17 protein-coding genes and 2 pseudogenes are annotated in these 22,855 nt (G+C 67.8%); 17 read left to right on the top strand and 2 right to left on the bottom strand.

Going from position 1 to position 22,855, the window contains the following annotated elements; genetic code table 11:
- The first annotated feature begins 48 nt into the window (after window positions 1–48).
- From MC380_RS06225 to MC380_RS06215, 3 genes are all read left to right on the top strand, one after another.
- Complete coding sequence (locus tag MC380_RS06225; RefSeq protein ID WP_242163677.1) at window positions 49–2,103, top strand: M1 family metallopeptidase; 2,055 nt, start codon at window positions 49–51, stop codon at window positions 2,101–2,103.
- A gap of 2 nt (window positions 2,104–2,105) precedes the next feature.
- The gene (locus MC380_RS06220) at window positions 2,106–3,089 is read left to right on the top strand and encodes an alpha/beta hydrolase (protein ID WP_242163675.1); all 984 of its coding nucleotides are present in this window, start codon (window positions 2,106–2,108) and stop codon (window positions 3,087–3,089) included.
- A 131-nt stretch (window positions 3,090–3,220) separates the two neighbouring features.
- Complete coding sequence (locus MC380_RS06215) at window positions 3,221–3,940, top strand: hypothetical protein (protein WP_242163673.1); 720 nt, start codon at window positions 3,221–3,223, stop codon at window positions 3,938–3,940.
- 384 nt (window positions 3,941–4,324) lie between these two features.
- Here the strand turns inward: MC380_RS06215 and MC380_RS06210 are convergent, their stop codons facing one another.
- A complete protein-coding gene (locus MC380_RS06210; protein WP_242102456.1) occupies window positions 4,325–5,257 on the bottom strand; it encodes a carbohydrate kinase family protein in 933 nt (310 codons plus the stop codon).
- Window positions 5,258–5,526: 269 nt separating this feature from the next.
- Here MC380_RS06210 and MC380_RS06205 point away from each other — a divergent pair, with 269 nt between their 5' ends.
- From MC380_RS06205 to MC380_RS06140, 14 genes and pseudogenes are all read left to right on the top strand, one after another.
- A complete protein-coding gene (locus tag MC380_RS06205) occupies window positions 5,527–6,570 on the top strand; it encodes a rod shape-determining protein (RefSeq protein ID WP_242102457.1) in 1,044 nt (347 codons plus the stop codon).
- Window positions 6,571–6,773: 203 nt separating this feature from the next.
- On the top strand, window positions 6,774–7,802 hold the full coding sequence (gene mreC, locus MC380_RS06200) for a rod shape-determining protein MreC (protein WP_242163671.1): 1,029 nt from the start codon (window positions 6,774–6,776) through the stop codon (window positions 7,800–7,802).
- On the top strand, window positions 7,799–8,275 hold the full coding sequence (mreD, locus tag MC380_RS06195; RefSeq protein WP_242102459.1) for a rod shape-determining protein MreD: 477 nt from the start codon (window positions 7,799–7,801) through the stop codon (window positions 8,273–8,275). The genes mreC and mreD overlap by 4 nt, the downstream gene beginning before the upstream one ends.
- A gap of 10 nt (window positions 8,276–8,285) precedes the next feature.
- Window positions 8,286–10,136, top strand: a pseudogene (mrdA, locus tag MC380_RS06190) (penicillin-binding protein 2); the annotation flags it as partial.
- A gap of 113 nt (window positions 10,137–10,249) precedes the next feature.
- Window positions 10,250–11,353 carry a rod shape-determining protein RodA gene (rodA, locus tag MC380_RS06185; protein WP_242102460.1) on the top strand — a complete coding sequence of 368 codons (1,104 nt, stop codon included), beginning with the start codon at window positions 10,250–10,252 and terminating at the stop codon, window positions 11,351–11,353.
- An 892-nt stretch (window positions 11,354–12,245) separates the two neighbouring features.
- Window positions 12,246–13,382 (top strand): lytic murein transglycosylase B, encoded by a 1,137-nt coding sequence (mltB, locus tag MC380_RS06180; protein ID WP_242163669.1) that lies wholly within the window; start codon window positions 12,246–12,248, stop codon window positions 13,380–13,382.
- Window positions 13,379–14,809 (top strand): septal ring lytic transglycosylase RlpA family protein, encoded by a 1,431-nt coding sequence (locus MC380_RS06175; RefSeq protein ID WP_242163667.1) that lies wholly within the window; start codon window positions 13,379–13,381, stop codon window positions 14,807–14,809. The genes mltB and MC380_RS06175 overlap by 4 nt, the downstream gene beginning before the upstream one ends.
- 94 nt (window positions 14,810–14,903) lie before the next feature.
- Window positions 14,904–16,148 (top strand): D-alanyl-D-alanine carboxypeptidase family protein, encoded by a 1,245-nt coding sequence (locus MC380_RS06170; RefSeq protein ID WP_242163665.1) that lies wholly within the window; start codon window positions 14,904–14,906, stop codon window positions 16,146–16,148.
- Between the two features lie 120 nt (window positions 16,149–16,268).
- Window positions 16,269–16,547 (top strand): DUF493 family protein, encoded by a 279-nt coding sequence (locus MC380_RS06165; RefSeq protein ID WP_242163663.1) that lies wholly within the window; start codon window positions 16,269–16,271, stop codon window positions 16,545–16,547.
- Between the two features lie 11 nt (window positions 16,548–16,558).
- A complete protein-coding gene (gene lipB / locus MC380_RS06160) occupies window positions 16,559–17,224 on the top strand; it encodes a lipoyl(octanoyl) transferase LipB (RefSeq protein ID WP_242102966.1) in 666 nt (221 codons plus the stop codon).
- 6 nt (window positions 17,225–17,230) lie between these two features.
- The gene (locus tag MC380_RS06155) at window positions 17,231–17,755 is read left to right on the top strand and encodes a hypothetical protein (RefSeq protein WP_242163660.1); all 525 of its coding nucleotides are present in this window, start codon (window positions 17,231–17,233) and stop codon (window positions 17,753–17,755) included.
- Window positions 17,756–17,762: 7 nt separating this feature from the next.
- Window positions 17,763–18,788, top strand: a complete 1,026-nt coding sequence (gene lipA / locus MC380_RS06150) for a lipoyl synthase (protein WP_242102466.1) — start codon at window positions 17,763–17,765, stop codon at window positions 18,786–18,788.
- Window positions 18,789–19,223: 435 nt separating this feature from the next.
- Window positions 19,224–21,296 (top strand): annotated as a pseudogene (locus MC380_RS06145) (carboxy terminal-processing peptidase); the annotation flags it as partial.
- A 125-nt stretch (window positions 21,297–21,421) separates the two neighbouring features.
- Window positions 21,422–22,243 (top strand): methylated-DNA--[protein]-cysteine S-methyltransferase, encoded by an 822-nt coding sequence (locus MC380_RS06140; RefSeq protein ID WP_242102467.1) that lies wholly within the window; start codon window positions 21,422–21,424, stop codon window positions 22,241–22,243.
- Between the two features lie 97 nt (window positions 22,244–22,340).
- On the opposite strand, the gene MC380_RS06135 is transcribed toward MC380_RS06140, so the two are convergent.
- Complete coding sequence (locus tag MC380_RS06135; protein WP_242102468.1) at window positions 22,341–22,829, bottom strand: Lrp/AsnC family transcriptional regulator; 489 nt, start codon at window positions 22,827–22,829, stop codon at window positions 22,341–22,343.
- Window positions 22,830–22,855: the final 26 nt, after the last annotated feature.

The following is a 22,855-nucleotide window of genomic DNA, read 5'->3' as shown; positions in this document are numbered from 1 at the left end:
GCAAGGCCTTACACTGCGGGTTTCCCGATCACGCAGGCCAATCGCCCGATGCGCCATCCGATCCTGATGCTGTCCCTCGCCGCCATTCTCGCCGCCGGTTGCAACCGCGACCCGGCACCGGCCACTGAAACCGCCCAACCCGCCGCGCCTGCCACGGCAGCGGCGCCCGCCGCGGCCGCGATCACCGACGAATTCTCGTACGCGCAGCCGGACAAGGTGCGGATCGCCGACCTGGCGCTGGACCTGGCGCTCGACTTCGCCGCGAAGCAGTTGTCTGGAACCGCCACCTACACCCTCGAGTGGAAGGACCAGTCCGCGACCGAACTGGTGCTGGACGCGCGTGCGCTGACCATCGACAAGGTCGAGGCCGAGGGCGCCGGCGGCGCCTGGGCCCCGCTGCAGTTCGCGCTCGCACCGGAGGACAAGACCCTGGGCAGCAAGCTCACCATCCAGGCGCCGCAGCGCCCGGCCAAGGTGCGGGTGACTTACAAGACCTCGCCGGAGGCCTCGGGTCTGCAGTGGCTGGAAGCCTCGATGACCGCAGGCAAGCAGCATCCCTTCATGTTCAGCCAGTCGCAGCAGATCCACGCGCGTTCCTGGGTGCCGCTGCAGGACACCCCGCAGGTGCGCTTCACCTACACCGCGCACGTCACCGCGCCGGCGGAGGCGATGGTGCTGATGAGCGCCGACAACGATCCCAAGGCGGTACGCGACGGCGACTACAGCTTCAAGATGCCGCAGAAGATTCCGTCCTACCTGCTGGCGATCGCCGCGGGCGACCTGGTGTTCGAGCCGATCTCGCAACGTGCGGGCGTGTGGGCCGAGCCGGGCATGGCATCGAGGGCGGCGGAAGAATTCTCGGACACCGAGAAGATGATCCAGACCGCCGAGAAACTGTATGGCCCCTACCGCTGGGACCGTTACGACATCCTGGTGCTGCCGCCCTCGTTCCCCTATGGCGGCATGGAGAACCCGCGCCTGACCTTCGCCACGCCCACGGTGGTCACCGGCGACAAGTCGCTGGTCTCGCTCGTGGCCCACGAGCTGGCCCATAGCTGGTCGGGCAACCTGGTCACCTTCGCCACGCCCAACGACGCCTGGTTGAACGAAGGGTTCACCAGCTACGTCGAGAACCGCCTGATCGAGGCGCTGTACGGCCAGGAGCGTGCGGCGCAGGAAACGGTCATTGGCCGCAACGAGCTGAAGGCGGAATACAAGACCATCGACCCGAAGCTGCAGGTGCTGTCGCTCAAGCCCGGCGCGGTGGCCGATCCGGACGAGGCCTCCAGCTCCACCGTGTACACCAAGGGCGCGTGGTTGCTGCAGTTCCTGGAGCAGCGCTTCGGGCGCGCGGATTTCGATGCGTTCCTGCGCGGCTACTTCGACCACTACGCGTTCCAGAGCATTCCCACCACCGAGTTCCTGAAGTACGCCAAGGCCAATCTGCTCGACAAGCATCCGGGCAAGCTGACCATGCAGGAACTGGAGCAGTGGGTGTACGAGCCCGGCATTCCGCCCGGCGCACCGCAGGTGCAATCGCGCGGGTTCAGCGTGGTCGATGCCGCGCGCGTGGCCTGGCTCGGCAGCGCGCAGCTGCCGGCGCCGGCGGTGACCTCCGCCTGGAGCACGCAGGAGTGGGTGCACTTCATCGAAAGCATGCCCGAGACGCTCACCCCCGAGCAGCTCAAGCAGCTCGACGATGCCTACAAGCTCACTGGTACGCCCAACGGCGAAATCGCCCAGCGCTGGTATCCGCTCACCGTGCGCAGCGGTTATGCCGAAGCGCGCCCGGCCATCGCCGAATTCCTGCAGCGCATCGGCCGGCGCAAGCTGATCATGCCCACCTACGAGGCGCTGGTGAAAACCGACGACGGCCTGGCCTTCGCCAAGGACGTGTTCGCCAAGGCCAGGCCCGGCTACCACCCGATCACCACAGCTTCGGTGGAAGCGACGATCGCGCAGGCCAAGCCGGCAGCGGCCAGTGCGACGCCTACGTCCGATGCTGCGGCGGCGGAAGACAAGCCGACCGCAGATGACGCGGAGAAGAACGCTACCCACACCGACGGCACCTCCGGAACGGCGGAGCCCGCCGAAACGAACTAGGCGTGCACCTGGCGCGAACACTCCGTCGGATCCTGATCGCGGCCGCCGTCATGGCGGCCGCGCTGTTCGCGATCGCGGCGATCGTGGTCTGGCGCGATCCGTACGCCGTGGTTCGCACCGAGTACGCGCGCCAGCGCATCGCCGCGGGCCTGTCGCAGGCTGTCGTGCATGCTGCCGGGCATCGATGGGTGTATGCCTACAGAGACAGCGCGTCCACGGGCGCCCCGACCGTGGTGATGCTGCATGGCTTCACCGGCAGCAAGGAGAACTGGTATCCGGTCGCGAAACGCCTGCAGGGGCGCTACCGGCTGCTGATCCCGGACCTGCCCGGCTGGGGTCAGAGCGAACGCAGGCGTGGCGTCGACTATGGCTACATCGCTGAGGCCGAGCGCGTCGCTGCGTTCCTGCGCGCGATCTCGCCCGGCAAACCCGTCGTGCTGCTCGGGCATTCCATGGGAGGCGGCATCGCGCCGCTGGTCGCGGCGCGCCATCCCGACCTGGTGTCGCATGTGGGCCTGCTCGCTGCGGCCGGCGTGCGCTTCCGCGACAACCAGTTCGGCAAGGATGTCCTGGCCGGGGAGAATCCGTTCGGCGTGCAGGACGCCGGGTCGCTGCAGCACTACGTGGACATCCTGTTCCAGTCCGACGCAGCCAAGCCGTGGATTCCGTGGCCGGTGTCGGAAATCGTGATCGCGCGACGTCGCGCCGATGCGCGTTTCGAGCAATCCGTGCTCGACCGGATCGGGCGCAGCAACGAGCGCTTCGCACCCGGCAATGCCGCACGCGAAGCGCACCAGCCGGCGCTGCTGCTATGGTGCCGCCAGGATCAGGTCATCGACGCCAGCGCGATGGAGTTGTATGCCGCGGACATGCCGCAGGCGCGCAAGGTGCTGCTGGAAGGCTGCGGGCACATGTCGCTGGTCGAGCAGCCGGACAATGTCGCGCACGCCATCATGGAACTGATCGAAGAGGGCAAGCCCAGATGAAATCCACATCTCTACCTGATTCCGTTTGCCCTGAGCGTAGCGCCGCAGGCGCGGAGTCGAAGGGCGGTTCTTGCGAAACTCCGGACGGATCCTTCGACTTCGGCGCTGCGCGCCTACGCTCAGGACGAGCGGTGATCCTGGCGCTCGCGGTCTGTGGCGCGATCCTGTTGCCCGCCTGCAAACGCAGCGACCCGCAGGCCGAGGCCGCAGCCGCCGCCGCGAAAACCGCCGCCGCCGAAGATGCGGCGAAGCAGTCCGCCGCCGCCTTCGACGATGCGGTCTCCAAACAGAACTGGCCGCTCGCCAAGGCCCAGGCCGACGTGCTGCTGGCGCAGTATCCCGACACCGAAGCGGCCAGGCGCGTGCGCGCGCAGTTCGATGAAGTGAAAGCCAAGGCCGACGCGATGCGCGAGCAGACGCGCATGGCCTCGCTGTGGAGCTACAACAGCGAAACGGTCGAGGGCGGACAGCAGCTGTCGGCATCGATCTACGCGAAGGAGGACATCGACACCGACGGCAGCGGCGCGAAGCCGGTCCGCCTGATCTTCCGCGACCATCCTTCCTGGGGAAAGAGCGCCTACCTGGTGCTGCAGGCCGGCGACTTCGACTGCTACGGCGGCTGCCGCGTGCCGGTGACGCTGGACGACAAGCCGGCAAAGACCCTGCCGGCCTCCCGCCCGAAGACCGACGAGGCCATCGCCATGTTCATCGACGACGAGCGCGCGCTTTGGCGGATGACCAAGGGCGCCAAGGTCATGCGCATCGAGTTCCCGACCAAGGCCGTGGGCAAGAAGACCGCGGTGTTTGAAGTGGGTGGGTTGGACCGGAGCAAATTACCCGGTTGGGATTAACGTAGGGCGGATCTCGACCCGTCTAACCATGTTGCTTCTTGCAAGGCGGGTCGAGACCCGCCCTACAGGGTTGAGTGCGACAATCTGGACCGGCGATTAATCATGGTCGCGAGCTTTTCGAAATCTGCATGCAATCCAGATGCAGATCGCAATCCCAGCGCCTGAAGCGACTAGGACCCACCAGCCACCTGCGTATATCAGCCATTCCCACGTCTGATCAGCGCTGCAATAACGACCCGGTTTCCAGCCATTGCAGAGTCGTGCCGCAACGTTCCATGCCAAGAAACAGCATAGGGCGATGGCGATGACAATCAGGCCGAAGCTACCCGGTTCTACGTGTTTCGGAAAAGCGGATCGTTTGCCGCGCCGCTTCATTGGTATCGATTACAACGCATACCCGAACTGCTGCTTGAACTGCTCGGCGAATTCGTCGTAGTCGAAGCGCTGGTTCTGGGTGCCGGGATGTTCCACTTTCAGCGCGCCCATCAGGTTGCCGATGCGGCCGATGGTCATCCAGTCGCAGCCGCGTTCGATGCCGAAGATCAGGCCGGCGCGGAAAGCGTCGCCGCAGCCGGTGGGATCGGTGACCCGGCGCTCGTGCGCAGGCGGGACGTCGTAGGTCCTGCCGTCGGCGTAGATCACCGCGCCCTTGGGGCCGCGGGTGGCGATGTAGGCCTTCACCTTGCCGGCGATTTCGGCCTCGCTCCAGCCGGTGCGTTCGACCAGCAGGTTGGATTCGTAGTCGTTGACGGTGACGTAATCGGCCTGCTCGATGAACTCGCGCAGCTCGGCGCCGTTGAACAGCGGCATCGCCTGGCCGGGATCGAAGATGAAGGGGATGCCGCCTTCGGCGAATTCCTTCGCGTTCTGCAGCATGCCCTCGCGGCCATCGGGGCTGACGATGCCGATGCTGACGTCGGCCACGTCGCGCACGTGGTTCTCGTAGCTGCGCATCATCGCCCCGGGGTGGAAGGCGGTGATCTGGTTGTTGTCGTGATCGGTGGTGATGAACGCCTGCGGGGTGAACAGCTCGTCGATGACCTTGACGTGGTCGAGCACGATCTCGTGCTCGGTGAACCACTCGCGATACGGCCCGAAGTCCTGGCCGACGGTCGCCATCGGGATCGGATGGCCGCCGAGCAGCTTGAGGTTGTAGGCGATGTTGCCGGCGCAGCCGCCGAACTCGCGCCGCATCCGCGGCACCAGGAACGACACGTTGAGGATGTGCACCTTGTCCGGGAGGATGTGGTTCTTGAACTGGTCGGGAAACACCATGATGGTGTCGTAGGCCAGGGAACCGCAGATCAGGGCTGCCATCGGAATCGGACTCGGTCGGGTGCGTCAGGGCCGGGTAGGGTAGCCGGGCGGGCGCAGGCGGGCCAGTTGCGTCCCGCTGCACAAGCACCGTGCCGGATCGGAAGCAGCGGTGGCAGGGCGTCGTACCGCATGTCGATCGCACCCGGTCGCGCAACCGACTCTGGCGCCGCCTGGCAGTCTCGCGCCGGGCTCGGCCGGTGGGAGGGAAGGAGGTAAAGCTGCTAGGCTAACGCCCCTTTTTCACCGATTCCTCACGGCGCCCCCGACCGATGTTCAAGAAGTTCCGCGGCATGTTTTCCAACGACCTGTCCATCGACCTGGGCACGGCCAATACCCTGATCTATGTCCGCGGGCAGGGCATCGTGCTGAACGAGCCGTCGGTGGTGGCGGTGCGCCAGGACCGGCTGGGTGGCGCGCGCTCGGTGGCGGCGGTGGGCAGCGAGGCCAAGCAGATGCTCGGCCGCACCCCCGGCCACATGCACACGGTGCGGCCGATGAAGGACGGCGTGATCGCAGACTTCACCTACACCGAGGAGATGCTCAAGCACTTCATCCGCAAGGTGCACAAGTCGCGCTTCCTGCGGCCCAGCCCGCGGGTGCTGGTGTGCGTGCCCTGCGGCAGCACCCAGGTCGAGCGCCGCGCGATCAAGGAGTCGGCCGAGGAAGCCGGCGCACGCGACGTCTACCTGATCGAGGAGCCCATGGCGGCCGCGATCGGCGCCGGTATGCCGGTGACCGAGGCGCGCGGCTCGATGGTGGTCGACATCGGCGGCGGCACCACCGAGGTCGCGGTGATCGCCCTCAACGGCATCGTTTATTCGCAGTCGGTCCGGATCGGCGGCGACCGCTTCGACGAGGCGATAATCGCCTACGTGCGCCGCCATCACGGCATGCTGATCGGCGACACCACCGCCGAGCGGATCAAGCTGGAGATCGGCTGCGCCTATCCGCAGCAGCACGTGCGTGAGATGGAGGTCTCGGGCCGGCATCTGGCCGAGGGCGTGCCCAAAATGATCTCCATCAATTCCAACGAGGTGCTCGACGCCCTGCGCGAGCCGCTGTCGGGCATTACCGCGGCGATCCGCCAGGCGCTGGAGCAGACTCCGCCCGAGCTGTGCGCCGACGTGGCCGAACGCGGCATCGTGCTCACCGGCGGCGGCGCCATGCTGCGCGACCTGGACCGCCTGATCAGCGAGGAAACCGGCCTGCACGTGCAGGTTGCCGACGACCCGCTGACCTGCGTGGCCCGTGGCGGCGGCCGCGCGCTGGAGCTGGTCGACATGCACGGCAACGAGTTTTTTGCCTCGGAATGAGCGCGTGCGGGCACCGGACGCTCGACCCTAGGCCCTGAAACGAGCTGCGGGAGGGGGCAGGGTGAGCCGCGTGGTCCCGCCAGTTCCAGGCGCGTCCGGAAAGGGGAGGGCGCAACGCCCGGTGTCCAGCGTCGAGCCTCGCCACCGTCCGCGTCGCCCGCGTTCCAATCGTTTCAATCCGTCGCCGAGTCTTCGCCCCTGACATGCCCCGATACGCCGGCCCCACTGCCAAGCGCACCGGCGACGTCGCCGGCACCCTGCGATTGCTGGCCTATCTGGCGGCGGCGATCACCCTGATGGTCGTGGACCACCGCGGCGGCTGGCTCGGCCAGCTGCGCGCGCAGGGTGAGGTCGTGATGCAGCCGGTGTGGTGGCTGGCCGGACTGCCCGGCCGCATCGGCGACAGTGCCCGCGGGACCGCGCGGACCCATTCCAGCCTGACCGCGGAAAACCGCACGCTGCGCAACGCGCTGCTGGTCAGCGGCGCGCGCGTGGCCCGGCTGCAGGCGGCGGCGGACGAAAACCAGCGCATCCGCGACCTGCTGGGGGCCGCCCGACGCGGCCGGCTGGACGTGCAGCTGGTGCCGATCCTGGACATCGACCTGGACCCGAGCCGCCAGCGCGTGGTCCTGGATGGCGGTGAGCGCGACGGGGTGCGCCTGGGTCAGCCGGTGATCGATGCCGGCGGAGTGGTAGGCCAGATCATCGCGGTCACCCCCACCACGGCCACGGTGCTGCTGATCACCGATCCGGCGCATGCCATGCCGGTGGAAGTGGCGCGCAGCGGTGTTCGACTGATCGTGTACGGCAACGGCCGCAGCGACCAGCTCAGCCTGGTCAACGTGCCGCTCTCGAGCGAGGTGAAGGTGGGCGACACCATCGTGACCTCCGGGCTGGGCGGCCGCTTCCCGGGCGGCTTCGCGGTCGGCACGATCACTGCGCTGCGCCCGGACGAGAGCCGCGCGTTCCTGGTCGGCGAGGTGAAGCCCGCAGCGCGGCTCGATCGCGGCCGCGACGTGCTGCTGCTGCGCGAATCCGCCATCGCCGCGCGCGCAGCGACGACCGGTGCCAGCCGTCCCGCCGGTGCTGGTGTCGACGCGCCGGCCACGGCGATCGGTGCGGAAGCCTTCGCCCGCCCGGCCGATGCGCCGACCCGTCCCGCGCCCGACGGTGCAGGCAGCCAACCCGCCGCTGCGCAGCCGCCCGCGCCCGCCACGGAGCCCGCGCCATGAGCCGCACCCGCAACAGCTGGCTGCTGCCGGTGAGCCTGCTGCTGGCGTTGCTGCTGGGCCTGTTGCCGCTGCCCACGTCGTTGCAGCCGTTCCGGCCGTATTGGCTGGCGCTGGTGCTGGCGTACTGGGTCCTCGAGGAAGAGGACCGTGCCGGCCTGGGTCTGGCGTTCCTGGTCGGGGTGGCCGCCGACATCGCCTACGGCGGCCTGCTCGGCGAACAATCGCTACGGCTGGTGGTCATGGTGTTCATCCTGCAGCGTTTCCGGACCCAGCTGCGCTTCTTTCCGATGCCGCAGCAGGCCCTGGTGGTGGGCGGACTGCTGCTGAACGACCGCGTGATCAGCGCTGGCCTGCGCCTGGCGCTGGGCGAACCGCAGCTGCCGTGGAGCTACTGGTGGGCGCCGCTCGCCGGCCTGCTGCTGTGGACGCCGCTGTTCGTGCTGCTTGATTCGCTGCGGCGGGAACGGCGATAGGCAGGCCCTGATGATCCAGCGCCGCCAGCGCAAGGCGTTGAAGAACCCGCGTGCCGAAGCGGACCTGTTCCGGGTACGCGCGGCGATCGGTTTCGGCGTAGTGTTGCTGTCGCTGGTGGGGCTGGGCCTGTGGTATTTCCGCCTGCAGGTGCTCGAGCACGAGGACTACGCCACGCGCTCGGAAGCCAACCGGATCAAGCCGCGCCCGGTGGTGCCCGGACGCGGTCTGATCTACGACCGCAAGGGCCGGATCCTGGCGGACAACGTGCCCGCGTACCGGCTCGACGTAGTCCCCGACGATGCCGGCGACATCACTCGCCTGCTCGCCTCGCTCTCCAGGATCGTCTCGCTCACGCCCGAGGACATCGCCCGCTTCCAGGAGGCGCGCAGGGCGGGGCGTGGCTTCCGTCCGATCACGCTCAAGCTGCGCCTGAGCGATGCCGAGGTCGCACGGTTCGCGGTGGACCGCTGGCGCTATCCGGGCGTCGAGATCGTGCCCTACCTGAGCCGGGTCTATCCCTACGGTGAGCTGCTGGCGCACGTGGTCGGCTACGTCGCCCGGATCGACAAGCAGGACATGGCGCGCTTCGGCGAAAGCACGCCGTTCACCCATATCGGCAAGACCGGACTGGAGCGCTATTACGAAGACGCGCTGCGCGGCAAGCCGGGTTTCCAGCAGATCGAAACCAACGTGGACGGGCGTGCGATCCGCTCGCTGGGAACCGTGCCGGCGGTGCCGGGCACCGACCTGCGGCTGTCGATCGACGTCGACCTGCAGCGCGCGATGGTGCTCTCGTTCGGCGAGCTGGAAGGCACCGCGATCGCGGTGGATCCGCGCACCGGCGAGATTCTGGCCATGGCCAGTCTGCCGTCCTACGACCCCAACCTGTTCGTCAACGGCATCTCGCACGCCGACTTCAAACGGCTCAACGAAAATCCTTCGCGTCCCCAGTTCAACCGCGCGGTGCTCGGTGGGGTCGCACCGGGCTCCACCATAAAGCCGTTCTTCGGCCTGGCCGGCCTGGACAGCGGCGCGCGCAGGGCCGAAGACCGGACCCTGTCGACCGGCATGTTCTACATCGGCGGCCAGCGCCGCGGCTACGGCGACTCGCACCGCGGCGGCCACGGCTGGACCGACCTGCGCAAGTCGATCTACGAATCGGTCAACACCTATTACTACAGGCTGGCGCTGGACATGGGCATCGCGCGCGTCGATGAGTACATGGCGCGCTATGGCTTCGGCCAGCCCACCGGGGTCGATCTGGCCGGCGAGATCCCCGGCATCCTGCCATCGCCGGCATGGAAGCAGAAGAATGCGGGCAGCCAGGGGCGCTGGTACCCCGGCGATACCGCGATCACCGGCATCGGCCAGGGCTTCTGGAAGGTCACGCCGCTACAGCTGGTGCAGGCGACCGCGGCGCTCGCGAACGACGGCTGGTTGCGGCGTCCGCACCTGGTGCGCGATGTGCGCACCGGTTACGCCGCGGCCTGGACGCCCGCGCCGCAGCCCGAACCGAGGCGGATCAGCGACAACCCCGCGCACCTGGCTGCCGTACGCGAAGGGATGATCGCGACCGTGCACGGGCCAGGCACCGCCACCAATATCCGTCCCGGCCTGACCTATCTCATCGCGAGCAAAACCGGCACCGCGCAGGTGGTCAGCCGCCGCAGCCAGGGTGCGATCAACCCGCGAAGCCTGCCCATGCATCTGCGCCATCGCGCGCTGTTCATCGCCTACGCGCCCGCGGACCAGCCGACCATCGCGGTGGCGGTGGCGATCGAAGGCGGTGGTTACGGCAGCGCCACCGCAGCGCCGATCGCGCGCAAGATCCTCGACGCGTGGGTCGTGGGCAAGATGCCGGAGGTGCCGGACGACACCCGGATCCAGGTCGGCACGATCGCCGTGGAAGAGGCCGCACCGCCCGCCGACGACGTGCCCTCGGCCTCGACGGCGCCTGCGGCGACCTCCCGGCAATGAGCGCCATCCTGCGCTGGCTGCTGGACATCTTCGTGCGTCTGACGCGCACCCTGGACTGGCCGCTGTGCGCGGCGCTGATCGCGCTGATGGCGATCGGTCTGGCGGTGCTGTACAGCGCCGGTGGCGAAAGCCCGCGCCTGGTCTACGCGCAGGGCGCGCGCTATGCGGTCGGCTTCGGTGCGATGTGGCTGCTGTCGCGCCTGTCGCCGCACAGACTGCGCAACGCCACCCCGCTGGTGTATGCGCTGACCCTGGTGCCGTTGCTGCTGGTGCTGGTGATCGGCGAAGGACGCAGCGGCGCGCACTGGATCAACCTGGGCGTGTTCTATTTCCAGCCCGCCGAGCTGCTCAAGCTCAGCCTGCCGATGATGGCCGCCTGGACCCTCAACCGCGGCCGCTTGCCGCCCGGTTTCGGCACCGTGCTGGTGAGCTCGGCGATCATCGCCCTGCCCACGGGGCTGATCCTGCTGCAGCCCGATTTCGGCACTGCGATGCTGGTCGCCGCCAGCGGCGCATTCGCCCTGTTCCTGGCCGGGCTGTCCTGGTGGTGGTTCGTGGCCGGCGCGGCCGGGATCGCCGCGGCCGCGCCGGTGGCGTGGTTCTGGCTACTGCGTCCCTACCAGAAGGACCGCATCCTGACCTTCCTCAACCCAGAATCCGATCCGCTCGGGACCGGATGGAACATCATCCAGTCGAAGATCGCGATCGGCGCGGGCGGGTTGAGCGGCAAAGGCTGGGGGCAAGGCTCCCAGTCGCACCTGGATTACCTGCCCGAGCACACCACCGACTTCATTTTCGCGGTGCTGAGCGAGGAATTCGGCTGGATCGGCGTGGCCACGGTGCTGACCCTGTACCTGTTCGTGATCGGCCGCTGCCTGTGGATCGCCAGCGAGGCGCGCGATGGCTATTCGCGCCTGCTCGCCGGCGCGCTGGGGCTGGCCATGTTCGTGTACGTGATCGTCAACGGCGGCATGATCTCGGGCCTGCTGCCGGTGGTGGGCGTGCCGATGCCGCTGCTCAGCTACGGGGGGACGGCGGCGGTGTCGCTGCTGGCGGGGTTGGGGGTGGTGATGTCGGTGCGGGCGCACGCGGTGCGGTAAGAGACCGCAACTCCCTGCGCGTATCCGGAGTGCGGGGTCGCGCGACTGATCAACGTGTGGGGCATATCGAATTTTGCTTCGGGCGTGAGCAGCTTTGATTTTCGGCGGCTACTGCAAGACTTGGAATTCCTTGTCATCCCCGCGCAGGCGGGGATCCAAGGACGTTGCTGCTTGCCCTGCTCGTGGGTTTCGCGCTGATTACCTTTAAGAGCAGGGCTTTCGCCTACCGGCGAGTTACTTTTCTTTGCTGGTGCAAAGAAAAGTAACCAAAAGAAAGCACCTTTCTCGCGAGATCAAACTCGCTCAAGGAATGTGCGGTGTCGACGCCATTTTCGCAGCGGACATCCGTGTCCGCTCCGAAAACGGCCGGCATCCATGCCGGCCGCCCTCCGGGTGTCCGGGTGTCCGGGTGCGGATCGCATGCACATGGTTGGGAAGGTCAAGGGCCCGGTCGAGCCATGAACCGCAGGCGCGTTCGGCGAATGCATTGCTTCTGCTTTTCAGCTTTTGACTTTCTTGCCCCGCCAGCAGCCATCAGCGTTCGGAAACCCCGGAGGGGCGGCGGCCATGGATGGCCGCCGTTTTCGGACCGAGGCAGGATGCCGAGTCCGAAAATTCCTTGGCCACCCAGAGACCTTGAGCGACTTGTCGAGGAAGGTGCTTTCTTTGGTTACTTTCTTTGCACCAGCAAAGAAAGTAACTCGCCTTCAGGCGAAAGCTCTTTCATAAATTGCCGGTGGACGACGCAACTCATGATTTCCAGCTGTCTTGGATGGGCGCACTTAGGCGCCTCCACGATCCAAGAACCCACCACAACAACCCTGTATAAGCCCCTGATGTGATTGGGGTCCGTGGCTTTACAAAGGGGCGGGTCGTGCTACCCTCGCCGCCGATGATCCGACGCGCCGCCATCGCTTCCGCGCCCGCCGTGATCGCAGCGCTGCTGCTGGCGGCCTGCGCGACGCAGGTGCCTCCTCCACCGTCACCGCAGCAGCAGGCACCCGTGCCTCCCTCGCAGCCGGTGGCGCCGGCCCTGTTGCCACCCGTCCCGCAACCGCCCGAGCGACCGGCCGCCCCGCCGTCGGTCACCGATCCGGCGATTCCGCAGCCGCAGCGCGAGGCCGCATTCGTCGAATACGCGGCCAGCACCTATGGCGTGCCGCCCGAGACGATTCGCGCCACGCTGGCCCAGGCGGTGTACCAGCAGAAGATCATCGACGCGATGACCCGTCCGGCCGAGGCGGTGCGGCCATGGCGCGACTACCGGCCGATCTTCCTCAACGACGCGCGCATCAGCGGCGGTCGCCAGTTCTATCTGCAACACCGCGACGCCCTGGATCGCGTCGCCGCCGAGACCGGCGTGCCCGCCGAATACATCGTCGCGATCATCGGCGTGGAAACCAGTTACGGGAAGATCACCGGCAGCTACCGGGTGCTCGATGCGCTCTACACCCTGGCCTTTTCCTATCCCAAGCGCGCGCCGTTCTTCGCTGGCGAACTCGCGCAGCTGTTCGGACTGGTCAAGGCCGAGCCGCAGCTGGACCCGCTCACGCTCAAGGGCAGCTACGCCGGCGCCATGGGCATGGGCCAGTTCATGCCGTCCAGCTACCGCCTGTGGGCCAAGGACGGCGACGGCGACGGGCGTCGCGACCTGCTGACGCATACGCCGGATGTGTTCGCCTCGATCGCCAACTATTTCGTGCTGCACGGCTGGCTGCGCGGCGCGCCCGTCGTGGCGCGGGCGCAGCGCGCGCCGGGTGCCGCAGACTTCGTGCCCGAGGGCGATCCGAAATCACTGGAGCCGAACTACCCGCTGGCGCTGCTGGCGCAGCGCGGCTACACGCCGATGGCGGGAGAGCCGACCGCGGAAGGCGCCACCGTCATCTCGCTCGATGGCGACGCCGGCCGCGAATACTGGCTGGGATACCGGAATTTCTACGTAATCAGCCGTTACAACCGTTCGCCCATGTACTCGCTGGCGGTGCATCAGCTGGCCCAGGCGATCCGCGCGGGAGTGCCCTCGCAATGAACCGTCTCGCTCTGGGCGCGTGCATCGCGCTCGCGCTGTCGGCGTGCGCGAGCGCGCCGAAGAAATCGGACTCCCAGGCCGTCGCGTTGGGCGACCCGGGCAGCATCGCCCGCGCGGAGCTTCCGCCGGCGCAGCGCAAGCGTTCGCCCTACGCACCCGCGCAGGAAGACGTCGGCAAGCGCGGCAACTACACCAGCGGCGGACTGTATGCGCCGCATATCCAGGACAGCGCGCCGGACGACCCGCTCCACGACGTGGACCAGATTCCGGAACCCGACGTGGTCGACGAACCGCGCTCGCGCTACGGCAACCGGTCTCCGTACAAGGTGCTGGGCAAGTCGTATTCGGTGCGCGATTCGGCTGAAGGCTATGTCGAGCAGGGCCAGGCCTCCTATTACGGCAACAAGTTCCATGGGCGCCGCACCTCCAACCTGGAGGTGTACGACATGTACGCCCTCACCGCGGCGCACAAGACCCTGCCGCTGCCCAGCTTCGCGCGCGTGACCAACCTGGAGAGCGGCAAGTCGGTGGTGGTGCGGGTCAACGATCGCGGACCGTTCCATGCCGGGCGGGTCATCGATTTGAGCTATGCCGCAGCGGTCAAGCTCGGCTACCGCAGCAAGGGCACGGCACGGGTGGAAGTGCGCGGATTGAGCGCCGGCGAGAACGCGCGCGAGCGCTACGACGGCGTCGCGAAAGCCCCTTCTTCCGCACCCGCCAGAACGGCCCCGGCGGAGTTGACCCTGCCACCGGGCGTGCGCATCGCCACCGGCCGGCCTGCGACCATCCCGGCTGCGGCGCAGACCACGGCCTCGACCGCGATGGACCGCCTGGTCGGCATGTTGCCGGTCGCGGCCGCCAATGCCGGTGAGCGCCCGCCGCAGGGGCAATCGGGGGGCGCAACGTCGGCCGCCAGCCGCACCGTGGCGGCTTCCGCGCCCGTCACCGCCAAGCCCGGCACCGAATGGCGCTTCGACATGCTCCAGGACGGCAAGGCGATGACCGCCGACGAGTTCGATGCCTGGATGAAGTCGCGCAGGGCGCGGGTCGCGACCGGCAAGGCCGGCACCCCCGATCCGACCGGGTCTGCCGCGCCGGGCTCCGCCGTCGCCGCTGCTTCCTCGCCTGCCGCACCGCCACCGCCGACACCGCAGGCGGCCGCCGCGCGCGTCGCCGCCGTCGCGCCGGCCGGCAGCGGCCTGGTCACCTTGCAGGTTGCCGCCTTCGCCAACCAGCAGAACGCCGGACAGGCCCTGGCCATGCTCCGCGATGCCGATATCGCCAATGCGCGCCTGCTGGACGCCAGCGTCAACGGCAAGCAGGTCTGGCGCCTGCGGGTGGGGCCGGTGGATGCGGCGCGCGCGCCGGAACTCGCCGCCCGCGTCGTGGGTCTGGGCTTCGACCAGCCGCAACGCGTTCGCGAATAGCGTTCAGACTAGAATTCCGGGCTGCCGCACGCGGCATCCACCTGTCGAAACCACCGCCCGGCGCAGATCGGGCGTTCCGGAGCCTCTCCAGTCGATGAAGTCCCTTGCCCCGAAGTCGAGCCTGCTCGCTGGTCTTGGCGCCAGCCTCTTAGTCACCGCCACTCTTGGGCTCGCCTTCGCGCAGACGCCATCCACGCCCCGCCCGGCCACCCCGAAACCCGCCGCCGCCGCGCTGAGCGACAACCTGCCGGTGCCGCCGGCGCCGGCGCCTGAGACCTCAAAATCCTGGGTGCTCATGGACTACGCCACCGGTCAGATCCTGGCGGGCGAGAACGCGGATACGCCGGTCGAGCCGGCCAGCATCACCAAGGTCATGACCAGCTACGTGATCGCCGCAGAGATGGCCGCCGGCAAGGTCAAGGCCACCGATCCGGTGATGATGAGCGAGAACGCCTGGCGCAGCGGCGGCGCCGGCACCGACGGCAGCTACAGCGGCTTCGAGGTCAACAAGACCGCGCCGCTGGAACAGATGGAAAAGGGCATGGTGGTGCAGTCGGGCAACGATGCGGCGATCGCGCTGGCCGAACACATCGCCGGCAGCGAATCCGCCTTCGCCGCGCTGATGAACGCGTATGCGAAGAAGATCGGCATGCGCAACAGCCACTTCGTCAATCCGCATGGCCTGCCCGCGGAGGGACACATCACCACCGCGCGCGACCTGGCGCTGCTCGGACGCGCGCTGATCCGCGATTACCCGGTGGCGTATTCGTACAACAAGATCAAGGAATTCACGGTCGGGCCGATCACCCAGCCCAACCGCAACCTGCTGCTGTGGCGCGACCCGTCGGTGGACGGCATCAAGACCGGGCACACCTCCAGCGCCGGATACTGCCTGATGGCGTCGGCCAAGCGCGGCGACCAGCGCCTGATCAGCGTGGTGATGGGCGATACCAGCGAGAACCAGCGCGCGGTGGATTCGCAGGCGCTGCTCAACTGGGGCTTCCGCTTCTACGAAACCCACCAGCTCTACCCGGCTAACAAGCAGGTCACCCAGCAGAAGGTCTGGAAAGGCCAGGCCGACGCGGTCTCGCTCGGCGTCGCCGAGCCGCTGCTGGTCAGCACGCCGCGCGGCAAGTACGGCCAGCTCAAGGCGACCATGGACGTGCCCAAGGTGCTGGAAGCGCCGATCGCCAAGGGCCAGAAGATCGGCACGGTCAAGGTCAACCTCGGCAACCAGGTGGTCGCGCAGCAGCCGCTGATCGCCCTGGAAGGCATCGAGCAGGCCGGCTTCTTCAAGCGCCTGTGGCATGCGTTCCTGATGTGGTGGGATTCGGTGTAGGCACCGGTCCATCGAGGGCGCGCGGTGTTCGGCTCTGCGCGCCAGCGTTCACCGATCGCAGCTGCGGGGCGCCATCTGGCCGGAACTTGGCTTTGATGCGCCGGACCCCATAATCCGGCGATGGAGATCAAATCCGACAATCCCGAACACGGCTTCCAGTTTCCCGGCACGTTCGAACTCTCGGCCATGGGCGCGGCTGAGAAGGACCTGGAAACGGTGCTGCCGACCCTGTTGATGGACGCCGGGATCGAGGTGCTGCACGAATCGGTGACCTGGAAGCATTCGTCCAACGGGCGCTACGTGTCGGTGCGCATCGCCTTCCGCGCCGATTCGCGCGAACAGTACGACGCTGCGCATGCCGCGCTGCGCGCGCATCCCGAGGTGAAGTGGACGCTGTAGCCCCCGGCGCCCTGGAGGTGGTCCCGGCTCCGGGCGCGGCCGAAACCGGCATCGTGCGCGACCTGGGACGCCAGCCCTACGAGCCGGTCTGGCGGGCGATGCAGGCCTTCACCGATGCGCGCGATGAGGCGACGCCCGACGAGCTGTGGCTGGTCGAACACGAACCGGTGTTCACCCTCGGCCAGGCCGGCAAGCCCGAACACGTGCTGATGCCGGGCGACATCCCGGTGCTGCACGTGGACCGCGGCGGGCAGGTGACCTACCACGGCCCCGGGCAGATCGTCGCGTATCCGCTGCTCGACCTGAGACGGCTGAAGATCGGGGTGCGCGAATACGTGCATCGCATCGAGCAGGCGGTGATCGACACATTGGCCGAATGGAACATCGAAGGCGCGCGCCGCGAAGGCGCGCCCGGCGTGTACGTCGCCGACGCCAAGGTGGCTGCGCTCGGGATCCGGGTGCGACGCGGCTGTACCTTCCACGGCCTGGCCTTCAACGTCGCGATGGATCTGGAGCCGTTCGGACGGATCAATCCCTGCGGTTACCAAGGGCTGCAGGTGGTGGCCATGGCCGACCTGGGCGGGCCGTCGAGCCCGGACGCGGTCAAGCCGGTGTTGCTGGAGGCGCTCGCCAGGCAGTTCGGATTGCGGCTGCCGTCGGCCCGGGCCAGCGGCTGAACCGCGATGGCAACGCCGGTCCGCGCCTCGTCGCTGCCGCCCGGTGCGTTGTTGGCCGCCTATCACAGCGCGGGGCATTACACCGACTGCTACCAGACGCGTATCGACGCGCGGCCCTCCCAGGCCGCCTACGTCGAGGCCTTCTACACCTCGTGGCTGTTCAAGCTCGAGCGCCGGATCCTGGCGCTTGCGTCGATGCCGTCCACGGATGTCGAAGCGGCGGAACTCGCCGCAGGCACGCGCGAACATTTCGCCGCCTGGCGGGTCGAGGCACGGACTCCGGAACAACTGCTGCTGTGCGACGTGCAGGGGCGCACGCGCTCCTGGCTGATGAGGGCGGACGCCGCGCCTGGCACCGGCAGAACGCTGTATTTCGGTTCCGCCATCGTGCCCGCCCCAGACGCCCGGCCCGGCGCGGCGGCGCTGGATTTCCCCTACGGCGCGCTGCTCGGCTTCCACCGGCTCTATTCGCGGCTGCTGCTGGCGGCGGCGGCGGCGCGTCTGGAACGCGGCGCCAGCCGACTACAATGAGGCCCTCATGAGCACCACGTCCTCCCGCAGCATCCCCCTGCAGATCCTCGGCGAGACAGCGTCCGCCGGTACCCAAACCGCCCCGCTGCAACCGGGGGCGAAGCAGGTCGCGGGCGACAAGATCGCGCGCTCGCCGGTGCAGTTCGCCGACGCGCCAGTGCTGCGCAAGCCGTCCTGGATCCGGGTGCGGATCCCGTCGGACAACTCGGTGGCCCGACTCAAGGCGAAGCTGCGCGAGAACCGGCTGGTGACGGTGTGCGAGGAAGCCAGCTGTCCGAACATCCATGAGTGCTTCGGCCACGGCACGGCCACCTTCATGATCCTCGGCGAGGTCTGCACCCGGCGCTGCAGTTTCTGCGACGTGGCCCACGGACGGCCCAAGCCGCCCGATCCGGCCGAGCCCCTGCACCTGGCGCAGACCATCAAGGACATGGGCCTGCGCTACGTGGTGGTGACCAGCGTCGACCGCGACGACCTGCGCGACGGCGGCGCCACCCATTTCGTCGACTGCATCAGCGCGATCCGCGAGTTCAGCCCGGCGACGAAGATCGAAATCCTGACCCCCGACTTCCGCGGCAAGGGCCGCATGGAACGCGCGCTGGAAATCCTGGCGGCGAATCCGCCGGATGTGTTCAACCACAATATCGAGACGGTGCCCGACCTGTATCCGAACGTGCGTCCGGGCGCCGATTACCAGTGGTCGCTGACCCTGCTGCAGAAGTTCAAGGCGCAGCATCCCGGTCTTCCGACCAAGTCCGGGATCATGCTCGGCCTGGGCGAGACCATGGAACAGGTGCAGGAAACCCTGCGCGACCTGCGCGCGCACGATGTGAACATGGTCACCATCGGCCAGTACCTGCAGCCCAGCGCGCACCACCATCCGGTGATGCGCTACTGGACGCCCGACGAATTCAAGGCGCTCGAGGAATTCGGCATGGCGCTGGGGTTTACCCACGTGGCGTCCGGCCCGCTGGTGCGCTCCTCCTATCACGCCGACCGGCAGGCGGCCGAGGCCGGCGTCGCCGCCGCGTAGGACGCCCGGCCGGCTTGAAACACACGCTCGCTTCCTGCGTGCCCCCAAGACCGCCCTCCACCACCCTGAATAGCAGCGGACCGGCGGTACCGGGGCGCCGACGATTCGTTCACATCCGCACCGTTTGCCGCGGTTAGAGTGAATCCGACGCTGGCGAAGCAACTTCCGGCACTGTCGTGTGGTCCGAGGCCTTCCCAAGCTGTCCTTGACGTTCAGACCGATGCGACGGCCGTATGGCCGCGAGAGAACTAGATGAAGACGCAACAAACCTTGCTGTTCCTGTCCCTGACCCTCTCCGCCGCCCTGTTGTCCTCGGCCAGCGGCCAGCAGACGTCTCCGACCAGTCCGGCCGAAACGCCGGCCGGAGTCGACAAGTCGCTGATCAAGGACATTCCGCCGGCGCGCGCGGTCGATGCGCCGGAAGTCAGCGCCGCGCAGACCACCACCTCCAAGCTGGTCTACGGCCTGCTCTCGGACAGCCGCTACGCCTACCGTCCACGCGCGCTCGACGATGCGCTGTCGCAGAACATCTTCACCGATTATTTCGAAGCGCTCGACGGCGCCAAGCTCTATTTCACAGCCCAGGACGTAGAACAGCACGCCGCGCTGCGGACCGGCTTCGACGAGGCGATCAAGGAGGGCAACGTCGGCCCGGCCAACGAGATCTTCGCCCTGTACCAGAAGCGCGCGGTCGAGCGCATGGACTACGCGCGCAGCCTGCTCAAGCAGGACATCTTCGATTTCACCGGCAACGAAAAGTGGTACTACGACCGCGAGGATGCGCCCTGGGCGAAGGACACGGCCGAACTCGACGGGTTGTGGAAGCAGGCGGTCCGCAACGACTGGCTGCGTCTGAAGCTGGCCGGCAAGCAGCCGGCGGAGATCGTCAAGACCCTGGACAAGCGTTACGCGAACCAGGCCAAGTCGGCGCTGGAACTCGACGGCGAGGATTCGTTCCAGCTGTTCATCAACGCCTACGCCAACGCGATCGATCCGCATACCGATTATTTCAACCCGCGCGCGGCCGAGCGCTTCAACCAGAGCATGTCGCTCTCGCTCGAGGGCATCGGCGCCGTGCTGCAGAAGCAGGACGACGTGGTGGTGATCCGCGAAATCGTGCCAGGCGGTCCTGCCGACCTGAGCAAGAAGCTCAAGCCCGGCGATCGCGTGGTCGGCGTGGGTCAGGGCGCCGGTGGCGCGATGGAAGACGTGATCGGCTGGCGCATCGATGACGTGGTCGAAAAGATCAAGGGCCCCAAGGGCACCCAGGTGCGGTTGGACGTGGTGCCGGCCGAGGCCATGCTCGACAGCAAGCCGGCGCGGCTGCTGATCACCCGCGCCAAGGTGCGGCTGGAAGAGCAGGCGGCCAAGTCCAAGGTGATCGAGATTCCGGCCAATGGCGACATGCCAGAGCGCCGGATCGGCGTGATCGAGCTGCCCGCGTTCTACCAGGATTTCGAGGGCCGCCGGAACAGCAATGGCGACTATGCCTCCGCCACCCGCGACGTGGGCAATCTGCTCGAGCAGTTCAAGCAGCAGAAGCTCGACGGCGTGGTCCTGGACCTGCGCAACAACGGTGGCGGTTCGCTGAACGAGGCGGTGGAACTGACCGGTTTGTTCATCGACCAAGGGCCGGTGGTGCAGGTGCGTGAATCCGGCGGTCGGGTCGCTGTGGAAGGCGACCGCAATGCCGGTGTCGCCTGGGAAGGGCCGCTGGCGGTGCTGATCAACCGCGGCTCGGCGTCGGCGTCTGAAATCTTCGCTGGCGCGATCCAGGACTACGGGCGCGGCCTGGTGATCGGTGAAACCACCTTCGGCAAGGGGACCGTGCAGAACCTGGTGGATCTGGATCGCTGGCCGGCGAACGAAGGCCAGCAGTTCGGTCAGGTGAAGCTGACCATCGCCCAGTTCTTCCTGCCCGGCGGCAGCAGCACCCAGAACAAGGGCGTGGTGCCCGACATCGCTTTCCCGGTGACGGTGGACGCGAGCGAGTTCGGCGAGAGCACCTACGACAACGCGCTGCCGTGGTCGAAGATCGCGGCCGTCGAGCACACCCGCTACGGCAATTTCGAGCCGTTGCTGCCCAAGCTGGACGCACTGCACGACGCGCGCGTGGCCAAGGACAAGGAATTCCAGTGGACGCTGGAGGACGTGGCCGAATTCAAGGCCGAGCGCGACAAGAAGTACGTCAGCCTCAACGAAACCGAGCGTCGCGCCGAACGCGACAAGCAATCGGCCAAGACCAAGCAACGCCAGGCCGAACGCAAGGCGCTGGGGCTGCCGCTCGATCCGCTGGCCGACGACTCTGATGACGACGGCCTGACCGCGAACGAGCGCGACGTGGCCAAGGACGCCGCGCGCGAAAAGGCAGCCGAGGACCGTCCCGATCCGCTGCTGCGCGAGTCGGCCGCGATCCTGGCCGACGCGACCACCCTGCTGCAGACCGATCGCGCGCTGTCGGCGCAGGTGCTGACTGCGGCGAAAACGCCGGGGCACTGGGCTGATTAAGGGGGCCGTAGGTCGGCCCTACGCGGCCGACGCGTGCGGCGCGCCGCCGTCGGGGGCGTAGCCCCGACCTACGCATCGCAGGATTCGGATAGCGGGCGCCCTGGGCGCCCGCTATCGTTTTCGCCATGGACAAGAACACTGACAAACTCGAACGCGTCCGCCAGCTGCTCGACGGCGGAGAGCCGACGCTGACCGAGCTCGGCAAGGCGGTCGGCATCAGCCCCTCGCACCTGCAGCGCCAGTTCAGCGCGCGCTACGGACTGAGCCCGGCCGAGTATCTGCGCCAGCGCAAGCTCGGCACGCTCAAGGCGCAGCTGCGCGAAGGAAGCGACGTGACCACCGCGCTCTACGACGCGGGCTACGGCTCGCCTTCGCGGGTATACCAGGACGGCGCCGCGCAGCTGGGCATGACGCCTGGCCGCTATCGCGCCGGAGCGCCCGACGAAGACATCCGCTGGAGCCTGATCGATACAGCGCTCGGCACCGCGCTGGTAGCGACCACTGCCCGCGGCATCTGCATGGTCGAGCTGGGCACGGATCCGCGCGCGCTGGAAGCCGGGCTTCGCCGCGAGTTTCCGCACGCGCGTCTGCAGCGCGTCGACGCCGGCCGCGACGAGTTCCTGGCGCCGCGCGTGCGCGCCGTTGCTCAGCGGCTGGCCGGACGCGGCGACGAGGTCGAGCTGGATCTGGTCGGGACCGCGTTCCAGAAGCGGGTCTGGGATGCGCTGATGAAGATTCCCCGCGGCCAGACCCGCAGCTACGCCGAACTGGCCGCCGCGCTCGATGCGCCGCAGGCCACGCGCGCGGTCGCGAGCGCCTGCGCGCGCAACAAGGTGGCGGTGGTGGTGCCTTGTCACCGCGTGGTGCGCGGCGACGGCTCGCTCGGCGGCTACCGCTGGGGCCTGCCGCTCAAGCAGCAGCTGCTCGAGCGTGAGCGCGCGGCGTGACCCGACGGTGGGAGCGCGCTTGCTCGCGAATGCCTTTGAATTCCTGCCGGAGTGTGGGGAAGAGCAATCGCGGCCAAGGCCGCTCCCACGTGTCGATTTACTTCCGCGGCGCCGCACGCGTGGGCAGGGCCAATCCGCGCTTGACGGTGTCGAACACCAGATGGGTGTCGTAACGACGGATGTTGCCGTCGTCCTTGAACAGGCGTTCGGCGGCTTGCCGGTATTCGGCCAGGCTGGTGGTGGCCATGATCACCAGATAGTCCTGCTCGCCCGCCAGCTGGTAACACTGCTGGACTTCAGGCGCGGCGCGCATGCGGGCATAGAAAGCCTTGAGCTGGCGCGTGGACTCGCGCTCCATCGTCACCCACACGGTGGCGAGCACCAGATTGCCGAGCAGCTCCGGTTCGAGCACCGCCATTTCCCGCATCAGTCCGCTGCTGCGATAGCGGGTCAGGCGCCGCTGCACGGCGCTGGCCGACAGGCCCACGGCGTCGCCAAGCGCAGTCAGCGTTTGTCCGGCATCGGCCTGCAGCAGGTCGAGCAGGCGGTGATCGAAATCGTCGAGCAGAAGGGGGGCGTCGGGCACGCAAAATTTTTGCGCGTTTGCGCAGG

The sequence above is a fragment of the Lysobacter sp. M15 genome (genome assembly GCF_022662515.1).
Lineage (GTDB): Bacteria > Pseudomonadota > Gammaproteobacteria > Xanthomonadales > Xanthomonadaceae > JAKPBU01.
Note: the sequence above shows the minus strand (reverse complement) of the source record. Positions and strands in the feature narration are given on the sequence as shown.